Below are 24,592 nucleotides of genomic sequence, written 5' to 3' on the forward strand. Positions count from 1 at the left end.
TTCCATTCCGGATGAAATGGAAATGTAATATCCGATTGCTTAATTTGCAAAGTCAATAAAAAGAAGAAATATGAAAGTGAGAAGAAACTTATTAATCGCCCTTTCCTTACTCTCGCTCGGTGCCAACGCGCAACGTATAAAAGGTAGCGACACGGTACTACCTGTCGCACAACAGACAGCAGAGCGGTTTATGAACCAGCATCCGGATGCCCGTGTCACAGTAACCGGTGGCGGAACCGGTGTGGGTATCTCCGCCTTAATGGATCATACAACGGACATTGCGATGGCCTCCCGCCCGATCAAGTTCAGCGAGAAGATGAAAATTAAAGCGGCAGGAGAAGAAGTAAACGAAGTGATTGTTGCCTACGACGCCCTCGCCGTGGTGGTGCATCCCTCTAATCCGGTGAAACAGCTGACCCGCCAACAACTGGAGGATATTTTCCGGGGGAAGATAACCAACTGGAAACAGGTAGGCGGAGACAACCGAAAAATAGTAGTCTACTCGCGTGAAACATCGTCCGGTACTTACGAATTTTTCAAAGAGAGCGTATTGAAAAATAAAAACTACATGGCAAGCAGCCTTTCCATGCCGGCAACGGGCGCCATTATCCAGTCTGTCAGCCAGACCCAAGGAGCTATCGGATATGTCGGACTTGCCTACGTATCTCCCCGTGTCAAAACGCTTTCCGTATCTTATGACGGAAGCCACTACGCCACCCCTACGGTAGAGAATGCCACCAACAAGACCTACCCTATCGTCCGCCCGCTTTACTACTATTATAATGTAAAAAATAAGGAACAAGTTAGTCCCCTGATTCAGTTTATTCTTTCATCCGACGGACAAGACATTATAAAAAAGAGCGGTTATATTCCGGTTAAATAAAAAAAATGTCCTACTTTTGTAGCCTAAATACAGATAACATTAACCGTTATGACAGATATTAAAAACGAAGAAGCAGGCGAAAAGAAAAGCTTGAACTTTATTGAACAGGCAGTAGAGAAAGACTTGAAAGAAGGTAAAAATGGTGGAAAAGTGCAGACGCGTTTCCCGCCCGAGCCCAACGGCTACCTTCACATCGGCCATGCCAAAGCTATTTGCCTTGATTTCGGCATCGCAGAAAAACACGGCGGTGTATGTAACCTTCGTTTCGACGACACAAACCCTACCAAGGAAGATGTGGAATATGTAGAAGCTATCAAAGAAGATATCCAATGGTTAGGCTACCAGTGGGGAAATGAATATTATGCTTCTGACTACTTCCAGCAATTATGGGATTTCGCGATCCGCCTGATACAGGAGGGAAAAGCATATATCGACGAACAAAGTTCCGAACTGATCGCACAGCAGAAAGGTACTCCTACCCAACCGGGTGTGGAAAGCCCTTACCGGAACCGTCCTATCGAAGAGAGCCTCGAACTTTTTAAGAAAATGAATAGCGGCGAGATCGAAGAAGGCGCCATGGTGCTTCGTGCAAAGATTGACATGGCTAATCCGAATATGCACTTCCGCGATCCGATTATTTACCGTGTAGTGAAACACCCGCACCACCGTACGGGTACTACCTGGAAAGCTTATCCGATGTATGACTTCGCCCACGGACAGAGTGACTTCTTCGAAGGAGTGACTCATTCTCTGTGTACACTTGAATTTGTGGTACACCGTCCGCTTTACGACCTCTTCATCGATTGGTTGAAAGAAGGAAAAGACCTGAACGACAACCGTCCCCGTCAGACTGAATTCAACAAACTGAATCTAAGCTATACCCTGATGAGCAAACGTAACCTGCTCACACTGGTGAAAGAAGGATTGGTAAACGGATGGGACGACCCCCGTATGCCGACTATCTGCGGTTTCCGCCGTCGCGGTTATTCACCGGAGTCCATTCATAAGTTTATCGATAAAATCGGTTATACCACTTACGATGCCCTGAACGACATCGCCCTGTTGGAAAGCTCTGTCCGGGATGATTTGAACAGCCGTGCTACCCGTATATCTGCCGTTATCAACCCGGTAAAACTGATTATCACCAACTATCCGGAAGGACAGGTTGAGGAACTGGAAGCAATCAACAATCCGGAAGATCCGGAAGCAGGAAGTCACCTGATCGAGTTCAGCCGCGAGTTGTGGATGGAACGCGAAGACTTCATGGAAGATGCTCCCAAGAAATATTTCCGCATGACACCGGGACAGGAAGTACGTCTCAAAAATGCTTATATCGTGAAATGTACCGGTTGCAAGAAAGACGAAAACGGTGTAATCACAGAAGTATATTGCGAATATGACGCAAATACCCGCAGTGGTATGCCGGATGCTAACCGCAAGGTGAAAGGTACGCTCCACTGGGTAAGCTGTAACCACTGCCTGCAAGCAGAAGTACGTTTGTACGACCGCCTGTGGAAAGTGGAAAATCCACGCGACGAACTGGCTGCCATCCGCGAAGCAAAAAATTGTGAAGCACTGGAAGCCATGAAGGAAATCATTAATCCGGACTCATTGAAAATTCTGCCCAACTGCTACATAGAGAAGTTCGCAGCTACCCTGCCTCCACTCTCCTACCTGCAGTTCCAACGGATCGGTTACTTTAATATCGATAAAGAATCAACCCCGGAAAAACTAATCTTCAACCGCACAGTAGGGTTGAAAGACACATGGGGGAAGATTAATAAATAACTAAGCTTTCAAGCTTAACTTTACAATGGGGCTGTGTCAAAAGGATCATCATCAAAACTTTTGCAACAGCCCCATCTTAGCAATTAAAAATCTAAAATAAAATGGGTAGGAAAAATTCACCATCAGCAAAAAAGGAACTAGTCACACTAATCACAAACTACGAAGAAGCAAAAGCAGAAAACCGACAACTTTATCTGGATGCTGACCAATTGGCTGACATCGCTGACTGGTATGCCTCCGAACGAAAATTCAAAGAAGCACAAGAAGCAATCACTTACGGGCTTAAAATACATCCGGGAAATACAGATTTGCTTATAGAACAAGCCTATCTTTACCTGGACACCCAAAAGCTACAAAAAGCAAAGAAAGTGGCAGATTCAATTACCGAAGAATTTGACTCCGAAGTGAAACTGCTGAAAGCCGAACTATTGCTGAATGGAGGAAAACTGGAAGAAGCCCAATGGCTGTTAAGCACAATAGCGGATGCCGATGAACTGGAAACAATCATTGATGTTGTCTTTCTCTATCTGGACATGGGATATCCGGAAGCAGCCAAAGAATGGCTCGACAAAGGGAAATCCCGCTATGCCGAAGATGAAGAATATATGGCTCTCACAGCCGATTATCTGGCATCGACCCATCAGGTAGAACCGGCCATCACCTATTACAACAAACTCATTGACAAATCCCCGTTCAACCCGTCCTACTGGATGGGGCTGGTGAAATGTTACTTTGTTCAGGAACAAATAGACAAAGCCATCGAAGCCTGTGATTTTGCATTGGCAGCCGACGATCAGTACGGAGAAGCTTACGCCTACAAGGCACATTGTTTCTTCTATCTGAACAATTCGGATGAAGCCATCGAGAATTACCAAAAGGCGATTGAGTTCAAATCCATTCCCCCCGAACTGGGTTATATGTTTATGGGAATATCCTACGGCAATAAAGAAGAATGGCAGAAAGCCGATGACTATTACGACAAAGTAATCGCACGTTTTGAAGAAAACGGAGACAAACAGTCTATTTTATTGATAGACACTTATACCAGCAAAGCTTTCGCCCTGTCACATCTGGCAAGGTATGAAGAAGCGCATGAGTTATGCGAAAAAGCCAAAGAGATAAACCCGAATGAGGGATTGATTTATCTGACAGAGGGGAAACTATACCTCGCAGAGGAACTGGAAGACGAAGCTGCCATCTCTTTCGAAAAAGCGATAGAGACGAACCCTAACATAGAAATGTGGTATATGATTGCCTCTGCTTATTCGGAAAGTGACTATCTGTTCGAAGCGAAAGAATACTTTGAGAAAGCATACCAGATGAATCCGAAATACGAAGACGTGACGGAGAAATTGAGTGTTCTTTGCCTTATGCACGGCGAAATCGACAACTTCTTTAAATATAATAAGGAATGCGAGCATCCATTGGAAGAAGACATGATTCTGGATCTGTTGAACAGTCCCGAACATAGAGAAGAAGACGAAAGAACTCTCAAAGAAGTATGGGAACGCATGAAAAAAGAGAATAAGAAAAAAACGAAAGGAAAAAAATAAATCAATTTATAAATTCTATCCTCAAAAAACATGGAATCAGTAGCAGAACTTCTTAAATGGGTATTAGAAAACTTGAACTATTGGGTAGTCACCATTTTTATGGCTATCGAAAGCTCTTTTATTCCCTTCCCCTCGGAAGCCATAGTGCCACCTGCCGCATGGAAAGCAATGGCTGACGACAGTATGAATATCTTTCTCGTCATCCTATTTGCAACCATAGGAGCCGATATCGGTGCATTAGTAAATTATTACCTCGCCCGTTGGCTGGGTCGCCCTATCATTTATAAATTTGCTAACAGTCGTTTAGGGCACATGTGCCTTATTGATGAAGAAAAAATACATCATGCGGAAGAATATTTCAGAAAGCACGGTGCAGCTTCCACTTTCTTTGGCCGCCTCATTCCGGCTGTACGCCAACTTATCAGTATTCCCGCAGGATTAGCCGGCATGAAAATAGGTTCTTTCCTGCTTTATACAACTCTCGGCGCTGCTATATGGAACAGTATATTAGCTTTGCTCGGATACCTGATTTACCGTTTTACAGACCTCAAAACGACTAATGATGTCTATGTAATGGCAACCGAATACAGTCACGAAATTGGCTATGTCATTATAGCAGTGGTGGTAATGGTAATCGGTTTTCTGGCTTATAAAGGGCTGAAAAAGAAAAAATAAGTATTAAGTATTAGGTATTAACCGTAGCTGGTATTTTGCTCTAATTGTTGTTTACACAATTAATCAAACAGCCATGGTAATACTTAATACCTAATACTTGGTACTTAGAAATTAAACTGGACTCCTACTCCCAATATCTCTTTAAATTGCACACGAGCACCTTTTGTACCATCCTTTTGCACGATTTTCACATCATCGTCATACATCAGGTTAGTAGTAAGTGTGGTTGAGAACCATTTATTGATAATCATATTTATTTGTACTTCCCAGTTCACATCTATGTTCAGCGGCTTATGCAGATAATCAGAATATAGATCCAAACGTGAATATACTGTCATATTCTTTAAGAATTCATATTTGGCTTCTCCTTTCAAGTTAGCACCGAAGCTGGATAATAGATGTTTGCCCGGATCAACTCCATAAGCTCCTTCGTCAGAGAGACGGTCATTGAGTACAAATGTTCCGCGCCACGCAGCCGGAGACAATACAACGGTAAATATCTTACCCGGATCATAAGTAAAGCCCAAACCGGTAGTCAAATAGGCAGAAGCCATAAATTCGGAGATAGCAATGTCTTTATTAACAGAGTAATCATATCCCGGAGAAAACTGTGTCTGGAAAGTGGCGAACGCACTGGCATACCAGTTTTTGGCAATAGAATAGCCATAATTCGTATTCAAATAAATTTTATCATTCGCTTTCCGGGTTCCGTCATCACCAGTCTTATTTAATCCATAAGCCAGTTCAATACGGTTATTCCACAGATGTTTTCCTTTCTTATAGTTAATCTGATAAGTGCCCTGCAAGTCAAAGGCAACAGAGTTATCACCTCCGGCAGCCCAATTAGTGAGGCTCACTTGCGTTAGTTTCAGTCCGGCAAATCCTTCTTTTGTCCAGGGAGAAGTTTGTGTACTATCGGCAGTTTGGGCCGATAAAGTTCCAGCGCCCATACATAACAGGGCGATGAATAGAGTTTTCATTTTGTTCATGATAGTTGAGGTTTAGTGTAGAAAAAACACAACCTAACAAGAACGGAGCTATGGCAGTTTACCAAGCCTTTTTACCAGTTCCCATTAGGTCAAAAAGTTTAAATAAGTATTAGGTGTTAAGTATTAAGTATTAGTCGTAGCCGCTGATTTGCCGCGGTTAATACTTAATACTTTATACACCCGTTGGCGGAATTAAAAAGATAATATATTGATGTTTAAAAAGTTGTGCATATTATTGATTTATAGTATATTAGAGATGGTCAAACCTTTAATATATCATCAATATATGCACAACTTATATACAATATTCAGTAAAATTCTTAAGATTTGCAAGCAATTTGGCGATAACCTCATAAATGAGAAGGGAAATATTCCTCGTCCAGGTGTTGTTCCCAAGTTTTCAGATATAGAAGTTATAGCTTTGAACCTTACATCCGAAGCCATGGGTATAGATAGTGAAAGTAATCTTTTCATTAGACTTTCTGAGTATAAGGATAAAATGCCCAATCTGATTTCAAGACGCCAGTATAATGACAGGCGTAAAACTACATCAACCTTATGCGACACTATCCGTAAAAGAATAGCTGAGAAGATAGATGGTGGTGAAGAATATTTCTGTATTGATTCAAAACCTATAGAGGTATGCCGGGTAGCTAGAGGGAAACGTTGTAAAATGGGCAGAAACGATTATAGTAAAGCTCCATCATTCGGATATTGTGCCTCTCAGAAGAATTATTACTATGGATATAAATTACACGCTATTTGCGGTTTAAGTGGAGTTATCCATTCCTTTGACCTGACAAAAGCAAGTGTTCACGATATCAATTATCTTAAAAATATCAGATATGAATATCATGACTGCAGCATTTTCGGAGATAGAGGATATATTAGTAAGAATGTGCAACTGGATTTGTTTGAGACTGCAAATATAAGACTTGAAGTTCCATATAGACTGAACCAAAAGGACTGGAGTCCTACATTCATCCCATTTGCTAAAGCCAGGAAAAGAATCGAAACGGATTTCTCACAACTATGCGATCAGTTCATGATAGTGAGAAATTATGCTAAAGATACAGTAGGATTGTTTACCAGAATACTCGGGAAAATAAGTGCATTTACAATCCTTCAATATATAAACCACATTAACAACAAACCTATTGGCAGACTTAAATATGCGCTTATTTAATTCCGCCAACGGGTTTATACTTAATACTTTATTATTGTATCGCAGCTAAGGCTTTGTCATAATCAGGCTCCTGAGTGATTTCAGGAACAAGTTCCGTATATGCAATCTTGCCATCTTTGCCAATCACAACTACGGCACGAGCCAAAAGTCCTGCTAACGGTCCATCTGCCATACGCACTCCGTAACTTTCGTCGAAATCAGAGAAACGGAAATCAGACAATGGAATTACATTTTCAATACCTTCTGTCGTACAGAAACGGCCGTGTGCAAAAGGAAGATCCTTAGAAATAGCCAATACTACCGTATCTTTCAGTCCGGCAGCCATCTTATTAAACTTACGTACAGAAGTTGCACATACGCTGGTATCCAGACTGGGGAAAATATTTAAAATCACATTTTTACCATTTAAATCTTTCAGAGAGAAAGAAGATAAATCTGTTTTTACCAGCTCGAAGTCAGGAGCTACCTTACCTACTTGTATAAATTCACCGATCAGTTTCACCGGTTGTCCTTTGAAATTTGTTGTTGCCATAATGCATGTATATTTAAAATTCACTTTATATAGGAAACAACTATTCCCCCAAATATGTTCACGGAAAACCTTTTCTAAATTCAATTTGTTATTCACCAACGAAATCACTTTAGTGTTCAATTTAAAATATAAAATGTATGGAAACTGTATTCAATGAGATTCAACATTCAGTAAAAAATTGGTGGACTTCTCTTCTTTTGGGAATCGTGTATATCATTGTAGCCCTTTGGCTCATGTTCTCACCCGTAAGCACCTATGTAGCTCTAAGTATCATTTTCAGTGTATCGATGCTGATAAGCGGTATTCTGGAAATCATCTTCGCTCTTAGCAACCGGAAAGGCGTCCCGAGCTGGGGATGGTATATCGTAGGAGGACTGATCGACCTCGTTCTGGGTATTTACCTGATTGCCTATCCGATGGTCAGTATGGAAGTTATTCCTTTCATTATCGCCTTCTGGCTTATGTTCCGCGGCTTCTCCTCCACTGGCTATTCCATCGACCTGAAACGTTACGGAACCCGCGACTGGGGCTGGTACATGGCTTTCGGTATTCTTGCCATCCTGTGCTCTCTTTTAATATTATGGCAACCCGCCATAGGAGCGCTCTACGCAGTGTATATGATTTCTTTTGCTTTCCTCATCATCGGACTTTTCCGTGTCATGCTTTCATTTGAACTAAAGAATCTACATAAAAGAAAATAAAAAGCTTTCGGCACTTACTTTGGGATTTTGTTTATCTTTGTAGGCAATTTACATCAATCAATTAATTAAAAAGGAAGAAAATTATGGCAATGCATACATGGTTTGAGTGCAAGATCCGTTATGAAAAAGTAATGGAAAACGGAATGCAGAAGAAAGTAACTGAACCTTATCTTGTTGACGCACTCAGTTTTACAGAAGCAGAAGCACGGATTATTGAAGAAATGACTCCGTTTATCTCCGGAGAATTTACCGTTTCGGATATTAAACGTGCCAACTATAGCGAACTTTTCCCCAGCGACGAAGAAAGTGCCGACCGCTGGTTCAAATGCAAACTTATTTTCATCACTCTGGATGAAAAAAGCGGTGCTGAAAAAAAGACTTCCACTCAAGTATTGGTACAAGCTGCCGACTTGCGTGACGCAGTCAAGAAGCTGGATGAAGGAATGAAAGGAACCATGGCTGATTATCAGATCGGTATGGTATCCGAAACTCCGCTCATGGATGTATATCCTTACAGCGCCGAACCGAATGACAAACCGGAGTTTGATCCGTCAAAAGCATAAGTAACAATGAGTATTGCTGACAATTTAAAGCAAGTGCTGGCCGAACTCCCGCAAGGAGTCCGGCTGGTTGCTGTCTCAAAATTCCATCCCAATGAAGCGATAGAAGAAGCATATCAGGCGGGACAGCGTATTTTTGGAGAAAGCAAAGTGCAGGAAATGACAGCTAAATACGAAAGTTTGCCCAAAGACATTGAATGGCATTTCATCGGACACCTGCAGACGAACAAAATCAAATACATGATACCATACGTAGCGATGATTCATGGAATTGATAGTTATAAACTGCTGGTCGAAGTCAACAAACAAGCTGTCAAAGCGGGACGTACAGTGAACTGCCTGTTGCAGATTCACGTTGCGCAGGAAGAAACCAAATTTGGTTTCAGTCCCGAAGAATGCAAGGAGATGTTGAATGCCGGAGAATGGAAAGAGCTGACTCATGTACGCATCTGCGGATTAATGGGGATGGCCAGCAACACCGATTGTATTGAACAAATCAATCGGGAATTTTGTTTACTAAATGGGCTCTTTAACGAGATAAAAACAACTTGGTTCATCCACTCCGATACTTTCTGTGAGCTATCAATGGGAATGTCACATGACTACCACGAAGCCATTGCCGCAGGAAGTACGCTGGTACGAGTAGGAAGCAAGATTTTCGGAGAACGAATTTACTGATTAAGTGTTAAAAAAAACATATTGCTATGACCGATTTAAAAACTACTTTCGCAGGGCTTTCCCTTAGAAACCCTATCATCATTAGTAGCTCGGGGCTGACCAACAGTGCCGGCAAAAACAAAAAATTGGCAGAAGATGGTGCCGGTGCAATTGTTCTGAAATCACTGTTTGAGGAACAAATCATGCTGGAAGCAGACCAACTGAAAGATCCGGCTTTCTATCCGGAAGCCAGTGACTATCTGGAAGAATACATCCGTGAACACAAGCTATCCGAATACCTGACTTTAATAAAAGAAAGCAAGAAGGTATGCCCCATTCCTATCATTGCCAGCATCAACTGCTACACTGATTCCGAATGGATTGACTTTGCAAAGATGATTGAAGAGGCCGGTGCCGATGCATTGGAAATCAATATCCTTGCCCTGCAATCGGAAGTGCAATATACATACGGTTCATTCGAACAACGCCACATTGATATTCTCCGCCACATCAAAAAAACAGTCAAGATACCTGTAATCATGAAACTGGGTGATAACCTGACAAATCCTGTGGCATTAATCGATCAGTTGTATGCCAACGGTGCAGCAGCAGTTGTTCTCTTCAACCGTTTCTATCAACCGGACATCAACATCGAAAAGATGGAGCATATTTCAGGAGAAGTATTCAGCAATGCTTCCGACCTTGCCACTCCGCTCCGTTGGATCGGAATTGCGTCTGCAGTAGTAGACAAAATCGACTATGCAGCTTCCGGTGGTGTTGCCAACGCAGAATCAGTAGTGAAAGCTATCCTTGCCGGTGCTTCAGCCGTAGAAGTTTGCAGTGCAGTCTATCTGAATACAAATGCATTCATCGGAGAAGCCAACCGCTTCCTCTCTGCATGGATGGAACGCAAAGGATTCAAAAATATAGCTCAATTCAAAGGCAAACTGAATATTAAGGATGTTCAGGGTGTTAATACATTCGAACGTACACAGTTCCTGAAATATTTCGGAAAGAAAGAATAATAAAGAAAAGCAAGAAGTAAAAATCAGGCACGGATTACACGGATTACGCGGTTTAAGATAATTGGAGAAACCGTGAAATCCGTGTAATCCGTGCCAAATTTATTTTTTCATCATTACAGCAAGTTACTTGCCAACTCACTCAATTCACTTCGTTCACCTTTCAGCAAATTGACGTGTGCAAAGATATTCTGGTCTTTCATACGATCAATCATGTATACCAGACCATTGGACTGACTATCCAGATAAGGTTGATCAATCTGTTGGATATCTCCCGTAAATACCATCTTCGTACCTTCACCTGCACGGGTGATGATTGTCTTTATTTCATTCGGAGTCAGATTCTGCGCTTCGTCGATGATGCAATACATTTCGCTCAAACTACGACCACGGATAAATGCCAGAGCTTCAATCACCAGCTGCTCGCTTTTCTGCATATCTTCTATGCGCTTCACTTCGGTAGAGTTTGCAGCAAACTGACGTTTTATCACGTTCAGGTTATCAAATAACGGCTGCATATAAGGAGCCACTTTCTCCTGCGCGTCTCCCGGAAGGAAACCGATATCCTTATTGGAAAGCGCCACAACAGGACGTGCCAGCAAAATCTGTTTGTAATCCGTCAGTTTGCCCAAAGCAGCAGCCAAAGCCAGCAATGTCTTCCCCGTTCCTGCTTTTCCAGTCAGAGCCACCAGTTTGATTTCCGGGTCATTCAGAATCTCAAAAGCAAAACTCTGTTCCGCATTCCGTGGTTCGATTCCATAATTCTTACCCTTCATCACACGGATAATAGAATGGGTAAAAGGATTGTAGCGTGCCAATACACTATTCCGGTCACTCTTCAATACAAAACATTCATTGGGATGAATCAAATCCTTAAAGTCAAATTCACTCAAGTCAATGCCTTCCTTTGAAGAATAAATACGGTCGATCAATGCCGGATCTACATTTTCAAAAATCTCATTAGATTTCTCGAACACATCTACATTTACCACCTTATCCGTAATATAATCTTCGCAAAGCAGACCGATTGAACGGGCTTTCATGCGCAGATTCACATCTTTGGTCACTAAGATAGATTTCATTTTCGGATACTTGTCGGTCAGGTATTCGGTTGCCGCCAAAATCAAATGATCGGGTTTCTTTATAGGAAACGATTCCCACACTTTGGCAGCCGGCACATTGCTTGTCACGACAAACAGACGTCCCAATCCTTCGCCAAGCTTCACTCCGTCGGAGAAAAGCTCATCGCTTGTCAGCACATCCAATTCGCGCACGAACTCACGAGCATTGAAATTTATCTGCTCGTTTCCTTTTTTGAACTTATCCAGTTCTTCGAGTACAACAAGAGGGAGGTAAATATCATTTTCCTGAAAATTCTTCAAGCAATTGTAGTCGTGAAGAATAACATTTGTGTCTAGCACAAAATTTTTCTTAGTTCCCATGATTTCTTAGATTTAAATGTTGATATTTGCAATCTCATTCGCCAATCCCCCATTTATAGTCAGATTGACGGTTCTAAAGATAAACAAATTAGCGGGCAATAAAGATTGCCCGACGTTAAATATTATAAAACATGGACTATCAGAACACTTTAAAGTACTTATATGAGAGTGCGCCAATGTTTCAACAAATAGGAGGCAAAGCATATAAGCCGGGTTTAGAGACCACACACAAATTGGACGAACATTTTGGGCATCCTCATCAACAATTCAAGACGATACATATCGCCGGAACCAATGGAAAAGGATCCTGTTCACATACCATCGCAGCCGTATTGCAGTGCGCCGGTTACCGGGTAGGACTATTCACCTCCCCTCATTTAATCGACTTCCGCGAACGTATCCGTATCAACGGTGAGATGATACCGGAAGAGTATGTAGTCAATTTCGTAGAAGAGCATCGCTCTTTCTTCGAGCCGCTGCACCCTTCATTCTTCGAACTGACCACCGCTATGGCATTCCGTTATTTTGCCGACCAGAAAGTAGATGTAGCAGTTATCGAAGTAGGCATGGGCGGAAGATTGGACTGTACGAATATCATCCATCCGGATTTGTGTGTTATCACCAACATAGGCCTCGACCACACCCAATATCTGGGTGACACGCTGACGAAGATTGCCAAAGAGAAAGCCGGAATTATCAAAGAAGGAGTTCCGGTCGTTATCGGCAGAGCCCAAGGGGCAGTGAAACGTGTATTTACCATGAAAGCTAAAGAAAAGAATGCGCCTATCGAATATGCCCGTGAAAATGCCCGGTACTGGGACATGGAAATAGTTCCTTATTCGAAATTGCAAGAAATAAGACCGATGATGGACAACACAATTCAGAGCATGCACGAAATGATCGAAGCAATGGACGAACAATCAGAAGAAGAGGCAAACCAGATGCGGCAAGCATTACTCATGTTAGACCTGTCAGACAGTCTACGTACGCTAGACCAGATACTCGACAAAAGAAAAGATGCTATCAAAATCCACAATGAGATGTTTCCTTTCGGACTTTTCACAGAGTTGAGCGGAGCTTACCAATTCGAAAATATGTTTACCATCCTAAAAGCCCTTGCGACACTGACCCGTCTGAACTACAACATCAGATCCCAGGACTATCGCACAGGTCTTGCAAACGTATGTCAGCTCACCGGTCTGATGGGGCGTTGGCAGAAAGTACACAGCTATCCGGATATTATCTGTGACACGGGACATAATGTTGATGGAATCGAATATATCCATGTACAGCTCAATGCCATTCACAAAACCTTCGATCAGGAGATCCATATTGTATTCGGCATGGTCAATGACAAAGACATCCGGGGGGTTCTGCGAGCATTGCCGAAATATGCCACCTATTATTTTACCAAAGCAAGCGTTAAACGCGCGCTTCCGGAAAATGAACTACTGGCATTGGCAGAAGAAGCCGGATTGAAAGGTACCACCTACCCCACTGTTGTAGAAGCTGTACAGGCGGCAAAAAAGAACTGCCCCCCCAAAGATCTGATCTTTGTAGGAGGCAGCAGTTTCATTGTCGCAGATTTGTTAGCGAACCGCGATACACTCAATCTCTACTAACGCATCCTTTGGCAGAGCTTTTACGGCAACCGCCGAACGTGCCGGAAAGGCTCCGTCAAAATACGTGGCATACACACCGTTCATCCCTGCAAACAGGGACATATCCTGAAGAAAGACAGTGGTTTTGGCAATGTTTCCCATTGTCAATCCTGCTTCTTCAAGAATGTATTTGATATTCTCCAACGACTGGCGAGCCTGTCCTTCTATCCCTTCAGCCATCTGTCCCGTAGCGGCATCAATAGGCAACTGACCGGACACAAATACCATACCATTGGCTTCTATCGCCTGACTATAAGGGCCGATAGCCCCCGGAGCTTTCTCACTGCAAATTACTTTTTTCATATATATTTCTTTTTTCTGTTTACCGAATTTCAAAGATAAAAATAAATTTCGATTAAGATTGACAAATCTGTTTCTTTTTATTATCTTAGCAGCTGATGAGCAAGCATAATTACGACATATTCATTAGTTACCGTAAGAAATGTTCGGGCGACAAGCCTGAAATGCTACAACTGATGCTGGAAGAATCCGGATTCCGCAAAAGGGTGAGCTTTGACAAAGACAATTTAAACGGTCGGTTTGATGTTGAGTTGATTCGCCGCATTGATGAGTGCAAAGACTTCATTATGTTTATGGTGCCGGAGACGTTTACAACGATCCGCCCGCTCAATGAAGAAGCGGTCGAGACAGGCGAAAAAGCAACATGGGACATGGAAGAAGTGGCTTTCTACGAACGGATGGCGTCCTTGACCTATGAAGAGTTTGAAACAGAAATTAAGCAGATCAGCCGTACCGGAGAAATCGATTTTGTCCGGATAGAATTAGGCCGTGCGTTACGTCGCCAAAGTAGAACCCCCAAACAGATAAATATCATTCCGATTGCTCCGCAGGAAAGTGAAAGCTATGATTTCGCTACCCTGCAACTCCCCCCGGACATTAGTGGATTGAAAGACTTTCAAGCTGTATTTTACAGCAACTCACGGGTAGCCCGATTCAAAGATATAAAAGGTGACCTCCTGAAGCAAATGTTGTCAAAGCCTTCTTATGTATCTGCCAAATGGCTTGTGATGACTTTCATTGCTCTATCATTAATAGTAGCAGGAAGCAAAACTTATACTTCCATCCAAAGAACGGCAGAACAAAAACTGGAATTCAAGGATTGCCGCACTTATGACGATTATAGTAGTTTCATAAAGAAACACCCGGACAGTTCTTTGAAATCTACATGCGACTCCATCCTGCATGAATTCAATGCACTCCGGAATGACGGACGCGCTTCCGTAAACAACACCGGAAACAGGGATATAAAAGACAGAGAGAAAGAATGGGTAGACGTAAAATGGAATCCTACGATCACACTGCCCCAGCTCCGCTCCCTGGTGGACATGATGAATAATATGCTGCTGATTCCGGCCAAAAACAAAGAATTCATCATGGGGAAAACTATGGGAAAAGGATATGACTCACCGCAGCACACCGTTGTATTAAGTTCCGATTATTATATGTGTAAATACGAAGTAACACGTTCGTTGTGGTATGCCATTATGAATGACTCCATTGTTACGGAAGAAGGCATGCTGCCTATGACACATATAACGTGGAATGATGCAGAGGCCTTCACCAAGAAACTGAACAAGCTCACAGGTTTACCTTTTTCCCTCCCTACGGAGGCGCAATGGGAGTATGCAGCCGCCGGAGGCGAAAGCTATCCTTATGCCGGTTCAGACAACATTCGTGATGTAGCCTACTATGCCTCCAATGCCAATGAACGCCTGCATCCCGTTGGCGAGAAACGCGAAAACGGATTCGATTTATACGACATGTCAGGCAACGCCGCTGAATGGTGTACAGACTGGATGAGCCGGTATGAAAATACACGGGTCACAGATCCCCAAGGTCCGGCAGAGAATCCCGGACACCATAAAAAGATAGTGAGAGGAGGCAGCTACCTGGCCAACGAACGTGATATGGACATTCGCCATCGTAGCGTACAGACTTACGATACATCAGAACCACATATCGGATTTCGTGTGGTACTTAATCCTATTCAATAACACTATGAATGCAGAATAAAAATGAGCAGGAAAACTATTTTCAGAGTATTCATCCTCCTGTTTTTTTCCATCGGAGGGCAAATGAGTGCCAATGCACAGACAACGACACCCTTTGAAACGGTGTTCGACGCCTGTAAGAAAGCATGTGAAGCATTGGACGGCGGCTTTGCCAGTGGCGAACAACTGCTGGCAGTAAGCAAAACGCTGCGTGATGCAGCCCCTATCCCATTAACCGTCAAACAAACTCAGGGCGATGTCTTGAGCCTGAAAGGACATCTGGTCTTTGATTACGAATTTATTCAAGCCTGCGTTGATAATGAAACAATCTATGAAATCGCGGACAAGTATGCAGCAGAAGCGAGGATGAGAGGTGATAAGGATTCCGCCAACAAAGTAAGATTAGATACCAAAATGGTGGCTGCCGGCCAGACCTGTACTTTCGAGATTCCGAGCTGTTCGGGAACCTCGCAGATAGGCTGTGTGGCAGAGGTGAACCGTTCTTTCAGTTGGAAAATAAAGACAATCGGTTATCAATCGAAAAGTGAACGGGAATACAAATGTAATGACAGCGTCCGGAAAGGGCTTCCTTTCCGAAAAGAAAAGGTTAGCTCGGACGAGCGGTATAAAATCATCGTCTCGATCACCAATAGAAGCAAGAGAGACGGGAGCTTTGCCTTGATCTTATTTTAATCCACTAAAATCTCTATTATATGCGACAATTCATTCTATCTCTATTAGCCTGTCTGTGTCTGACAGCCTATTCACAGACTGCAAGCCAAGCCGACCTACTGGTTGAAGAAGCTCAAAAACTAGAAAGTAAACAAGATTACACAACCGCCATTACCCAACTGAAACAAGCGGACGAATTATATGTCAAAACGGGAAAGACACAGAGTGCGGAACGTGCTACCTGCCTGCACATTTTAGGCCGCTGTTATCTGAATCTGGAGCGTCCCGAAGGACTAACCTATACACAAATGGCAGCAGATATGCGCAAGACCATACTGGGTGAAACAGATATCAAATATATTTCCTCCCTGAACAACACAGGACTCTACTACCTGACTGTTGCAAAAGACTATCATAAAGCAACAGAAATTCACAGCAAGACATGGGAACTGTGCAGTCGCATTCAGCCTCGTCCCGAACAGGCATCTATGTTTCATCTCAATCTCGCCCGCTGCTACATAGCTTTAGGAGAAATGGATAAAGCAAGTGCCATCGTAGAAGAAGAAATAGCCATCAGTAAAAAGAGGTATGGCGAAAAGTCCCTTTCAGTAGCCCGTCAACTCCAGCAGATAGGTTCGTTGTACTACCTGTCGGAACGTAAAGACGTAGGGGTAACTTATTATGAACAGGCCTTCAACATCTTTCCTGACGATTCAAAAGAATACGAGCAACTTCTCAATTGGATATCGTCCATCTATCTGGAATTGAACAATCAGCCGAAAGTATTGGAATATATGAAATTGGCAGAAGCTCACAATAAAAAAGAACTGGAAAAGCCTTGCGACGAGCCCGGTTGCCTGACCGAGCGCGCCCAGTATTTTGCCAGTATAGGTGACAACGACAAGGCAAGGGCACATTTTCTGGATGCTTTAAAGAAATGCGATGTGAATACCCATAAGGAGATCGTTTTTAAGGTACGCCACTACTATGCGCAATTTCTCTCCGGAATACAAGATCACGCATCCGCCGGCGAATACTACGAACTGGCAGCAGACATCCTTCGCAACAATCCTGCCGAACAGGCTAAATTTGCATTGGAGTCTTATCTGGGCGGACTCAATTATAGCATTGCTGCCAAGTATGAGGCCTCCAATCGTATGCTCAACCAGGCACTGTCGGTTTATGCACAGATGTTGCCGGACAGACTGGACAAATATGTAGACACCTCCATTGCATTATGCCGTAATTATGGATTTACCAAGGAGTATGGAAAAGCCCTCGAAATACTTGCAAAAGCCGAAAAACAGCTTCCGACGGGTGATAAGTCAGATAAGATGGGGGAAATTCTCCGTTCCAGAGGAAGTATCTTATACCGACAGAAACAATATGCAGAATCGGCAGCAAACTACCAACAGGCTGCGGACATTTACAAAGTTCTTCCCGGTAGTGATGTAAAATATCAGGATGCACTTAGCAGTCTGAATCGTTGCCACACCATGATGGGCAATGAGACAGCCGCCAGACAGACAGAACAGGATGCGGAACGTCAGCGAATGGCGGTTTTAAACAGGCTATTAAAAGAGAGTCTTGAACAACTGGATGCTTATCGCCTGCAATGGGGAGAAGACGGGTTGATGTATGTCTCCGCATTAGGGACTATCGCCGATATCTATTATACCCAAGGACAGACCGACAAGGCATTAGCCTATATGGAACCTTTCCTCTCCGGCGAAACAACCGCACTGCGTAATCTTTTCCGTCTCTCGAAAGCCGATGAACGCCTGGCATTCTGGAAGGATATCCGTTCCTCACTGGACAGTATTCCCCTCCGTGCAGCCAATATCGCCGCAACAGGTACGCCTGAACAAAAACAACGTTTTGCCCGGTTAGGTTACGATGCATTATTGTTTTCGAAAGGTATTATGCTTAATTCGTCTATTGAACTGGAGTCTCTGATCCGCGCTTCGGGAGATAAGTCTCTGCTCGACCAATACAACAAGGCTGCCCTTATGGCGGAACAAATTTTATCCATGCAAAGTGAACTCCCGAATGCAACCAATCAGACGGAAGCACAGAAAAATATCATCCGCCAGAAAGAGGAGTATGAACAGTTGCAACTGAACCTGATGCGAAAGTCTACTGATTTCGGCGACTATACCCGTTATCTTTCCGTCAAATGGCAAGACGTACAAAAGCATCTGCATGGAAACTCCATCGCCATAGAATTTGCTCTCATAGACGATGAATTACTAGCTCCGGACAAACATCTGGCCGCTTTCGTACTTCGTCCGGGCGACGCGTCTCCCACCGCAATCAAGTTAATGAGTCAGAAATTGCTATTGAAAGAGATGCAATCGCCTACGGCTTTCACCGCAACCGAAAACGGGGCACATTTCTGGAAAGCGCTGGATGAATATATCAGCAAAGCGGATACCATTTATTTTTCACCTGACGGGATACTTCACCAGTTGCCTGTAGAATATCTTCCGTATGGAGCGGGTAACCTGCCGTTAGCATTCCGGAAAGCCGTCTATCGTTTATCGTCAACAAAAGAAATCGCACTCGACAGAGCTTCGCAGAACTACTCATCAGCCGCACTTTTCGGAGGATTGGACTACGAAATGGCTTCAACCAAAGTCCGCAATATTGTTTCTACAGATCATAACTCCGGGAAATTCCGTAACGGACAGAATGGGTATCATGAGTTACCATATACGCTCAATGAAGTAAATAACGTAAATTCCCTGTTGAAAAAAAAGAAGATTAAAACCAATCTATTCGTAGGTGAAAACGGAACGGAAAAGCAGTTCCGGGCACTCGACGGCAAAGCTGTTTCGTTAATTCACATAGCTAGTAAGCACTCATTGTACGGCTATAATACCCACAAAGGTATTGTAGCCCACATTGAGTTGTATTTTTGATTAATAATTAAGTTACTTTGCAATATTCATTGGCAGAAGTGCCACATAATCCGTATCACCGGATATTAATTTTCGTAAAACATCCGCAATATATTTAACAGGACGGAGCCCGTTCATCTTGCAGCTTTCTATAATTGAGTAAATCAAAGACGTATTTTTAGCAGCTTGTTCCGAACCGCAGAACAAATAATTCTTTCTCCCCAGACAAATAGGCTTCATCAACCGTTGTCGAGTAGACCAAGGGAATTTCACCCTCAGCCTCTCTCGGAACCGTACGTGAAAGTCTCCCTTCATACGGCTCTTCGCATTCAAATCATTTCTTTTGACGTGCATAGGGTACATATCCTACTTGCCAATGATAAAACAGATTGGGTTCTTTCTGAGCTATATAGGCTAACCAATAATGAGCAGATATGACACCTCGACGACGAAGTCTTTTATATTTCGTCTTTGCCCAATAAGCAATAGAGCGATTCAGATGGCACATAACTTTCCAAAATTCTGTTTTACCAAATTTCTCATAATAGTTTATCCATCCTCTTACGACATCATTAATATATGCTGCCACAAATCGTAGACTTCGATTATGGAGACGTTTGAGATTCCATGATTTTATTGTTTCATGTATTCTGCTTACCGATTTCTTGCTTATAGCAGGCAAATAACTTGTGAATAAGACGTTGTTGCGTTTATCTTTTGCTGCTCTTGATCTAAAAGTAAAGCCTAAATAATCAAAAGAAGTACAATGATAGTGCTTTGATGAACGACTGCTCATTTTACAGAATACTATTTTTGTCTTTTCCTCATTAAATTTCAATTTACATTCAGTAAAGCGTTCTCCAAGCCTTTCCTTTATGTATTCAGCTTGAGCCAATGTACTGCAATGACAAACACAATCATCAGCATATCTCTCAAAAGGTATGTGAGGATATTTATAAGACATCCATTTATCAAAGGTATAGTGTAGGAACAGGTTTGCTAAAATTGGACCTATGACTGAACCCTGCGGTACTCCCATGTCCCTCTTTACAATTTCTCCATCACTTCTCTGATAAGGGACAGTCAACCAACGTTTTATATAGAGAAGTATCCATTTTATATTGATATGCTTCTCCACCGCTTTCATTAATAAGCCATGGTCGATTGTATCAAAGAATTTGGATATATCTATATCTAAAACCCATGCATACTTCCAACACCGTCTTTCTGCCTTGGCTATGGCATCATGAGCAGAGCGATGCGGACGATAACCAAATGAATCTTCATGAAAACAGGGTTCGATGAGAGGCTCAATTACATTAACAACAGCCATTTGTGCAATACGGTCTTCAATAGTGGGAATCCCTAAAGGTCTTTTACCACCATTTGATTTCGGTATTTCTACAAGTTTTACTGCTTTAGGCATATAACTGCCGGAGCTCATGCGATTCCATAGACGATAAAGGTTGGAACCTAGGTTTTGCTCATAAGTGGTCATCTCTATACCATCAATGCCTGAACTACCTCTATTAAACTTTACTTTCTTAAAGGATTCAAAGATTATTCTTTTGTCTATTTGAAATGGTTTTGCTTCTTGCATTGTGTCCTCCTTAGTTTATCAAGTTGCACAATACAGTCCGCTGAATACGTTTCCCCCTTCGCTCCCTTCTCATTACAAGAACTTCAACACTACTACGGAGAAATCCGCCACAAATTGAGACTTTGATACTTTCTGCCTTACGTGTCATGCGTCTTTGGCATTTTCTCTTGACATTCTCAATCTGCTTCTCACGTTCCATCAAAGAGCCTATATAATGGTCTTGCCGCCTACACACCGTACACCAAAGGGACAGTAAACAGGTAACCTCCCTTCTTATCATAGAGCGTAGCAGAAGCCCTATTTCTGATGTAATCTGATAACAATAACGATGCTTCATCAACGGTTCATTTACATTCAACTCCATTATACATACCTTACCATATCTTCTGACTTATTACACACAACGTTCACCACTTTTTGATTGCTCAAAACGCAGCTTGTGATGGTTTGCAACCTGTTCCTGTAAACCGATTGCGAGGGACCTACCCTCATCTCTTTGATAGTTGCAGACAAAATTTCCATGATACCAGCCAATAGCATCATGTTATAATGCCCTCGTGACACACCGGCGGTGTTGTTATCAATCTCAGCCTGGCCATTGTTCACGTAACGACACACAGCTTCCCATTCGTTAACCGCATAACGAACTGCTTTGATAAAAAGAGTAGCTGCAAAATCTTTCGTTTCATCAAACACCGGTTTAAGAAGTTGCCACAGCTCAGATAAAATAGGTATAGATCGCTGCTGCCTCTCTGAAGCACGTTCCGACTCTGAAAGAAAATGAATCCGGCAATCCGATTCTACCCAATAAAGTTCCGAGATAAGTTGAATCACTTTGGCCGAACGGGAATCCGTGTGCAAGGCATCCACAAATTTACGCCTCACATGAGCCATACAACCATACCGGGTGACTCCTTTTCGATGCCGGTCAAACAACTTGTAGACATTATAACCATCGGTAGTAATGCTACCGAAGAAGTTCTTGAAAAATTGCTGAGCGACTTCCATACTACGACTACCTCGATCATACAAGTAATAAGCAACCTTCAATCCCGGATTCTTGATACCCCAAATATATTTCTTGCGATACTCAAACTTGCCGGTGACTTTATTCAAGACCTTGACCAATTCGGTCGTTTCATCACAAAACAAGAAACTACCCTCACTCAGCAGAACACTACGCAGAGGAGCATCCAGTTTATCCAATTCCTGAATATGTCTGTGTACCCAGTTCAATACAGTAGAAGGAGAAAATTCAGCATCTACATCTTTAAAGCGATCGACCACACGTTCAAGAGACATGCTATATTGATACTTGTCCACCAGAATCTGAGCAATCATATCCAAATCCACATGATAACCCGGAAGGACATTGTCAAAAGGACGTAGAGAATCATCGGTATCAGTCGGTTCGTAGTAATTAGAAATAGTACCTTCCTGATCTATCACGCGTAACAACTCAAAAACATGTTTGGTCACACTCCAATCTAGCTTATAAAGAATCCAATGACGAATATCAATCTTACGAGCATCCGAAGGAATGCTACTTTCATCGCAATAGTGCATAACCACGTTATCCACACGAGTAGAGCGCTTGCTATAATCCGAACGACAAGGCTTGGAAGTAGAACGAGCGGAGGAAGACAGGTCAATATTCATATCAGATGCTACAGTAGTGGATGATTCATTACTAGTAGGTTTACTCCCATCAAAATCATCCTTATCATTTTTCAGGTCTTTATCGGTACTTTGGAGCAAGGTAGAAGATTTCTCAGACTTACGACCGTATAACTGACGTTTTTGTTTTTCTAGCTCAAAGAGCTCAGAAGCGCGGAGATTTTTCAACTCCTCCAAAGCACTGGAAAGAAGTTCAGACTGCTTCTCAGCCTGAACTTTATCTTCCAGAGCTTTGGAAAGCTGGTTAGCAAGATGTTTGTTATCTCTACGCATACTTTTAAGTTCATCAAGGGTTTTATCCAACTTTTCTAAAATCTGCCGATTACCCTCACGCTGTTCTTCACGAATGCGAGCGTTGTCTTGACGAAGACAAACTAGTTCGTCATCTTTCGACAGTATTTGGGAGATTAATATGTTAATAGTATCTTGCTCTTGCATACTTCAAAGATACTAAATAAAGCTGGAATACACAAGCCTTTTTGCTGATTAATTAATTGATATACAAATAGTTGTATCTATACAATCTGATATTTCACAACCCCGTACTACTATACGAGAAGTTCTTTACGGACAGTGCCTTGGAGCAGGACAACGAGCTTATCCCAACTAATCTCATAACGATCAGTATCGGTGTTGAACACCGGAAGGAGAAAACGCTCACGATCCAATTTTTTCCAATAAAGAACATAACCATTAGATTCATGACGAAGGATCTTCAAATTACGGCGATCTTTACCAAGGAAAATAAAAACATCACCATTCTCAGGAGAAGCATTCATTGTACGACGAACCAACTCTGAAAGGCTAACAATACCTTTACGCATATCTACCGAACCATGGCACAGGTAGAAATTCATGTGAGATTTTAATCCTAACATAACGTACTCAAACTTTGAAGAAGACGTGCAAGACCCTCAAGGTTAGTATTCTCTTTATTTATCTCAATACCATTGCTTAACTTCAGATGGAAAGAAACCACATTAGCCTGCTCACAAACAGGGATCGAAGTGACAGCTTCAGCAGAAGAATGTTCAGGTCTGGGAACACCGGTAATGGTAAGAGGACTTAAACGAATCTCGTCCATTTCTGATTCACGAAGACGTTTCTTATTCTCACGATACCATTTGATGAAGTTACGATATTCAATACCCTCAGAGATACAATACGCATTGATAGAAATATGCCGAGGCGCAGCATCCGTTTGATAACGGAATAGAAACTCACTGTAAAATTCACTCATATTCATTGTTGTCGATTTTTAAGTTCGACACAAAGGTAAAAGAGATTAGAGGTTGGGACAAGAGCCATACAGTGAGTGCTTACACATAGCTACTCACGGAGACTATAAAGAATTGAAGCGACGTGAAGCCGATGATGCGATGAAGCATTGCTTCCTGATTATGTCCGGCGCCAATGCCACGGAAGAGAATAACGACGGACTGCTCCGTGCAGATGAGATCAGTGTACTAAACCTCCGCGGTTGTCGTATGGTTGTCCTTTCTGCCTGCAACACCGGTCAAGGTACTCTTGGTGCGGATGGTCTTTTCGGTCTTCAACGAGGCTTCAAGAATGCAGGAGTACAAACCATCCTCATGACACTTTCAGCTGTTGACGACCAGGCCTCCATGCTTCTCATGACTAAATTCTATGAGAACATCATTTCAGGGTTATCCGAACGACAGGCTCTTATCAAAGCACAACAGTACCTTCGTGAGAACGGATATGCAGACAGTAAATATTGGGCACCATTTATCTTGTTGGATGCAGGCAGAGCGCCTATTCCTCATCCTTCGAGATCTTGAACCCTAGTTTCATAATCAGTTTCAAGGTTTCCACCGAAGAATTTCTGTCGTACACCTTTTCTTCTTCAGATAATTCTTCATACGGAACCAGGCACGGATGCTGCTTCAGCACATCATCCCGCTTTTTTCCATACGTCCAACCTTGTTCTATTCTGGTTTTCGACCAGACTTCATGAACATTCTTAGCCATTTCTTCTACCAGGTATTCCAACTCCTTCGGGAGTTGGATATGTCCTGTATCCACCGGATTGGGAATATACTTTTTCATCTACAAATCATT

23 protein-coding genes and 2 pseudogenes are annotated in these 24,592 nt (G+C 42.6%); 14 read left to right on the forward strand and 11 right to left on the reverse strand.

The annotated features are described in order from the left end of the window. The first annotated feature begins 70 nt into the window (after positions 1-70). The 4 genes from CJF29_RS14935 to CJF29_RS14950 all read left to right on the forward strand — a co-directional run bounded on the left by CJF29_RS14935 (position 71) and on the right by CJF29_RS14950 (position 4,899). Complete coding sequence (locus CJF29_RS14935; protein WP_099147584.1) at positions 71-883, forward strand: PstS family phosphate ABC transporter substrate-binding protein; 813 nt, start codon at positions 71-73, stop codon at positions 881-883. Positions 884-931: 48 nt separating this feature from the next. Further along, positions 932-2,671: a glutamine--tRNA ligase/YqeY domain fusion protein gene (locus CJF29_RS14940; protein WP_074638588.1), complete on the forward strand. Its 1,740-nt coding sequence runs from the start codon at positions 932-934 to the stop codon at positions 2,669-2,671. Between the two features lie 101 nt (positions 2,672-2,772). Then, a complete protein-coding gene (locus CJF29_RS14945) occupies positions 2,773-4,224 on the forward strand; it encodes a tetratricopeptide repeat protein (RefSeq protein ID WP_074638587.1) in 1,452 nt (483 codons plus the stop codon). A 30-nt stretch (positions 4,225-4,254) separates the two neighbouring features. Next, positions 4,255-4,899 carry a DedA family protein gene (locus CJF29_RS14950; protein WP_074558997.1) on the forward strand — a complete coding sequence of 215 codons (645 nt, stop codon included), beginning with the start codon at positions 4,255-4,257 and terminating at the stop codon, positions 4,897-4,899. A gap of 104 nt (positions 4,900-5,003) precedes the next feature. On the opposite strand, the gene CJF29_RS14955 is transcribed toward CJF29_RS14950, so the two are convergent. Next, on the reverse strand, positions 5,004-5,888 hold the full coding sequence (locus CJF29_RS14955) for a DUF3078 domain-containing protein (RefSeq protein WP_099147585.1): 885 nt from the start codon (positions 5,886-5,888) through the stop codon (positions 5,004-5,006). Positions 5,889-6,099: 211 nt separating this feature from the next. Here CJF29_RS14955 and CJF29_RS14960 point away from each other — a divergent pair, with 211 nt between their 5' ends. After that, positions 6,100-7,074 carry an IS982 family transposase gene (locus tag CJF29_RS14960; RefSeq protein ID WP_004310694.1) on the forward strand — a complete coding sequence of 325 codons (975 nt, stop codon included), beginning with the start codon at positions 6,100-6,102 and terminating at the stop codon, positions 7,072-7,074. Positions 7,075-7,105: 31 nt separating this feature from the next. Here CJF29_RS14960 and tpx read toward each other — a convergent pair whose 3' ends face one another. After that, a complete protein-coding gene (gene tpx, locus CJF29_RS14965) occupies positions 7,106-7,606 on the reverse strand; it encodes a thiol peroxidase (protein WP_074559007.1) in 501 nt (166 codons plus the stop codon). Positions 7,607-7,743: 137 nt separating this feature from the next. Between tpx and CJF29_RS14970 the strand changes: the two genes are divergently transcribed. From CJF29_RS14970 to CJF29_RS14985, 4 genes are all read left to right on the forward strand, one after another. Beyond that, positions 7,744-8,307 carry an HdeD family acid-resistance protein gene (locus CJF29_RS14970; RefSeq protein WP_004296649.1) on the forward strand — a complete coding sequence of 188 codons (564 nt, stop codon included), beginning with the start codon at positions 7,744-7,746 and terminating at the stop codon, positions 8,305-8,307. 83 nt (positions 8,308-8,390) lie between these two features. After that, complete coding sequence (locus CJF29_RS14975; RefSeq protein WP_004296648.1) at positions 8,391-8,870, forward strand: DUF4494 domain-containing protein; 480 nt, start codon at positions 8,391-8,393, stop codon at positions 8,868-8,870. Between the two features lie 6 nt (positions 8,871-8,876). Then, entirely contained in the window at positions 8,877-9,545 is a 669-nt protein-coding gene (locus CJF29_RS14980; protein WP_074558994.1) for a YggS family pyridoxal phosphate-dependent enzyme, read from the forward strand. 26 nt (positions 9,546-9,571) lie between these two features. Next, positions 9,572-10,549 carry a dihydroorotate dehydrogenase-like protein gene (locus CJF29_RS14985; RefSeq protein ID WP_074558993.1) on the forward strand — a complete coding sequence of 326 codons (978 nt, stop codon included), beginning with the start codon at positions 9,572-9,574 and terminating at the stop codon, positions 10,547-10,549. A gap of 113 nt (positions 10,550-10,662) precedes the next feature. Here the strand turns inward: CJF29_RS14985 and CJF29_RS14990 are convergent, their stop codons facing one another. Then, a complete protein-coding gene (locus CJF29_RS14990; protein WP_074558992.1) occupies positions 10,663-11,988 on the reverse strand; it encodes a PhoH family protein in 1,326 nt (441 codons plus the stop codon). 131 nt (positions 11,989-12,119) lie between these two features. Between CJF29_RS14990 and CJF29_RS14995 the strand changes: the two genes are divergently transcribed. Then, positions 12,120-13,610, forward strand: a complete 1,491-nt coding sequence (locus tag CJF29_RS14995) for a bifunctional folylpolyglutamate synthase/dihydrofolate synthase (protein ID WP_074558991.1) — start codon at positions 12,120-12,122, stop codon at positions 13,608-13,610. Here the strand turns inward: CJF29_RS14995 and CJF29_RS15000 are convergent. Then, complete coding sequence (locus CJF29_RS15000) at positions 13,578-13,952, reverse strand: RidA family protein (RefSeq protein ID WP_074558990.1); 375 nt, start codon at positions 13,950-13,952, stop codon at positions 13,578-13,580. The two genes, CJF29_RS14995 and CJF29_RS15000, sit on opposite strands and share 33 nt — an antisense overlap. Positions 13,953-14,047: 95 nt before the next feature. On the opposite strand from CJF29_RS15000, the gene CJF29_RS15005 reads away from it, so the two are divergent. From CJF29_RS15005 to CJF29_RS15015, 3 genes and pseudogenes are all read left to right on the forward strand, one after another. Next, positions 14,048-15,664 carry a formylglycine-generating enzyme family protein gene (locus tag CJF29_RS15005; protein WP_099147578.1) on the forward strand — a complete coding sequence of 539 codons (1,617 nt, stop codon included), beginning with the start codon at positions 14,048-14,050 and terminating at the stop codon, positions 15,662-15,664. A 21-nt stretch (positions 15,665-15,685) separates the two neighbouring features. Continuing rightward, a complete protein-coding gene (locus tag CJF29_RS15010) occupies positions 15,686-16,354 on the forward strand; it encodes a hypothetical protein (RefSeq protein WP_099147577.1) in 669 nt (222 codons plus the stop codon). A gap of 20 nt (positions 16,355-16,374) precedes the next feature. Next, a pseudogene (locus CJF29_RS15015) lies at positions 16,375-19,188 on the forward strand (tetratricopeptide repeat protein); the annotation flags it as partial. 78 nt (positions 19,189-19,266) lie between these two features. Here CJF29_RS15015 and CJF29_RS15020 read toward each other — a convergent pair. The 6 genes from CJF29_RS15020 to CJF29_RS15045 all read right to left on the reverse strand — a co-directional run bounded on the left by CJF29_RS15020 (position 19,267) and on the right by CJF29_RS15045 (position 23,756). Next, on the reverse strand, positions 19,267-19,587 hold the full coding sequence (locus tag CJF29_RS15020; RefSeq protein WP_255299453.1) for a transposase domain-containing protein: 321 nt from the start codon (positions 19,585-19,587) through the stop codon (positions 19,267-19,269). Then, positions 19,568-20,833 carry a group II intron reverse transcriptase/maturase gene (gene ltrA / locus CJF29_RS15025; protein WP_099147667.1) on the reverse strand — a complete coding sequence of 422 codons (1,266 nt, stop codon included), beginning with the start codon at positions 20,831-20,833 and terminating at the stop codon, positions 19,568-19,570. Before ltrA ends, CJF29_RS15020 begins: the two co-directional genes overlap by 20 nt. A gap of 10 nt (positions 20,834-20,843) precedes the next feature. Next, positions 20,844-21,197, reverse strand: coding sequence for a hypothetical protein (locus CJF29_RS15030; protein ID WP_141561043.1), 354 nt, complete (start codon positions 21,195-21,197; stop codon positions 20,844-20,846). Beyond that, on the reverse strand, positions 21,197-22,948 hold the full coding sequence (locus tag CJF29_RS15035) for an IS66 family transposase (protein WP_081353413.1): 1,752 nt from the start codon (positions 22,946-22,948) through the stop codon (positions 21,197-21,199). The genes CJF29_RS15030 and CJF29_RS15035 overlap by 1 nt, the downstream gene beginning before the upstream one ends. A gap of 110 nt (positions 22,949-23,058) precedes the next feature. Beyond that, positions 23,059-23,388 carry an IS66 family insertion sequence element accessory protein TnpB gene (tnpB, locus tag CJF29_RS15040; RefSeq protein WP_074560118.1) on the reverse strand — a complete coding sequence of 110 codons (330 nt, stop codon included), beginning with the start codon at positions 23,386-23,388 and terminating at the stop codon, positions 23,059-23,061. Beyond that, positions 23,382-23,756 carry a hypothetical protein gene (locus tag CJF29_RS15045; protein ID WP_099147353.1) on the reverse strand — a complete coding sequence of 125 codons (375 nt, stop codon included), beginning with the start codon at positions 23,754-23,756 and terminating at the stop codon, positions 23,382-23,384. Before CJF29_RS15045 ends, tnpB begins: the two co-directional genes overlap by 7 nt. Before the next feature lie 73 nt (positions 23,757-23,829). Between CJF29_RS15045 and CJF29_RS15050 the strand changes: the two are divergent. Beyond that, a pseudogene (locus CJF29_RS15050) lies at positions 23,830-24,312 on the forward strand (CHAT domain-containing protein); the annotation flags it as partial. On the opposite strand, the gene CJF29_RS15055 reads toward CJF29_RS15050, so the two are convergent. Then, a complete protein-coding gene (locus tag CJF29_RS15055; protein ID WP_074558986.1) occupies positions 24,287-24,580 on the reverse strand; it encodes a RyR domain-containing protein in 294 nt (97 codons plus the stop codon). The pseudogene CJF29_RS15050 and the gene CJF29_RS15055 sit on opposite strands and share 26 nt — an antisense overlap. Between the last annotated feature and the right edge of the window lie 12 nt (positions 24,581-24,592).

The sequence above is a fragment of the Bacteroides celer genome (genome assembly GCF_002632415.2).
Classification (GTDB): domain Bacteria; phylum Bacteroidota; class Bacteroidia; order Bacteroidales; family Bacteroidaceae; genus Bacteroides.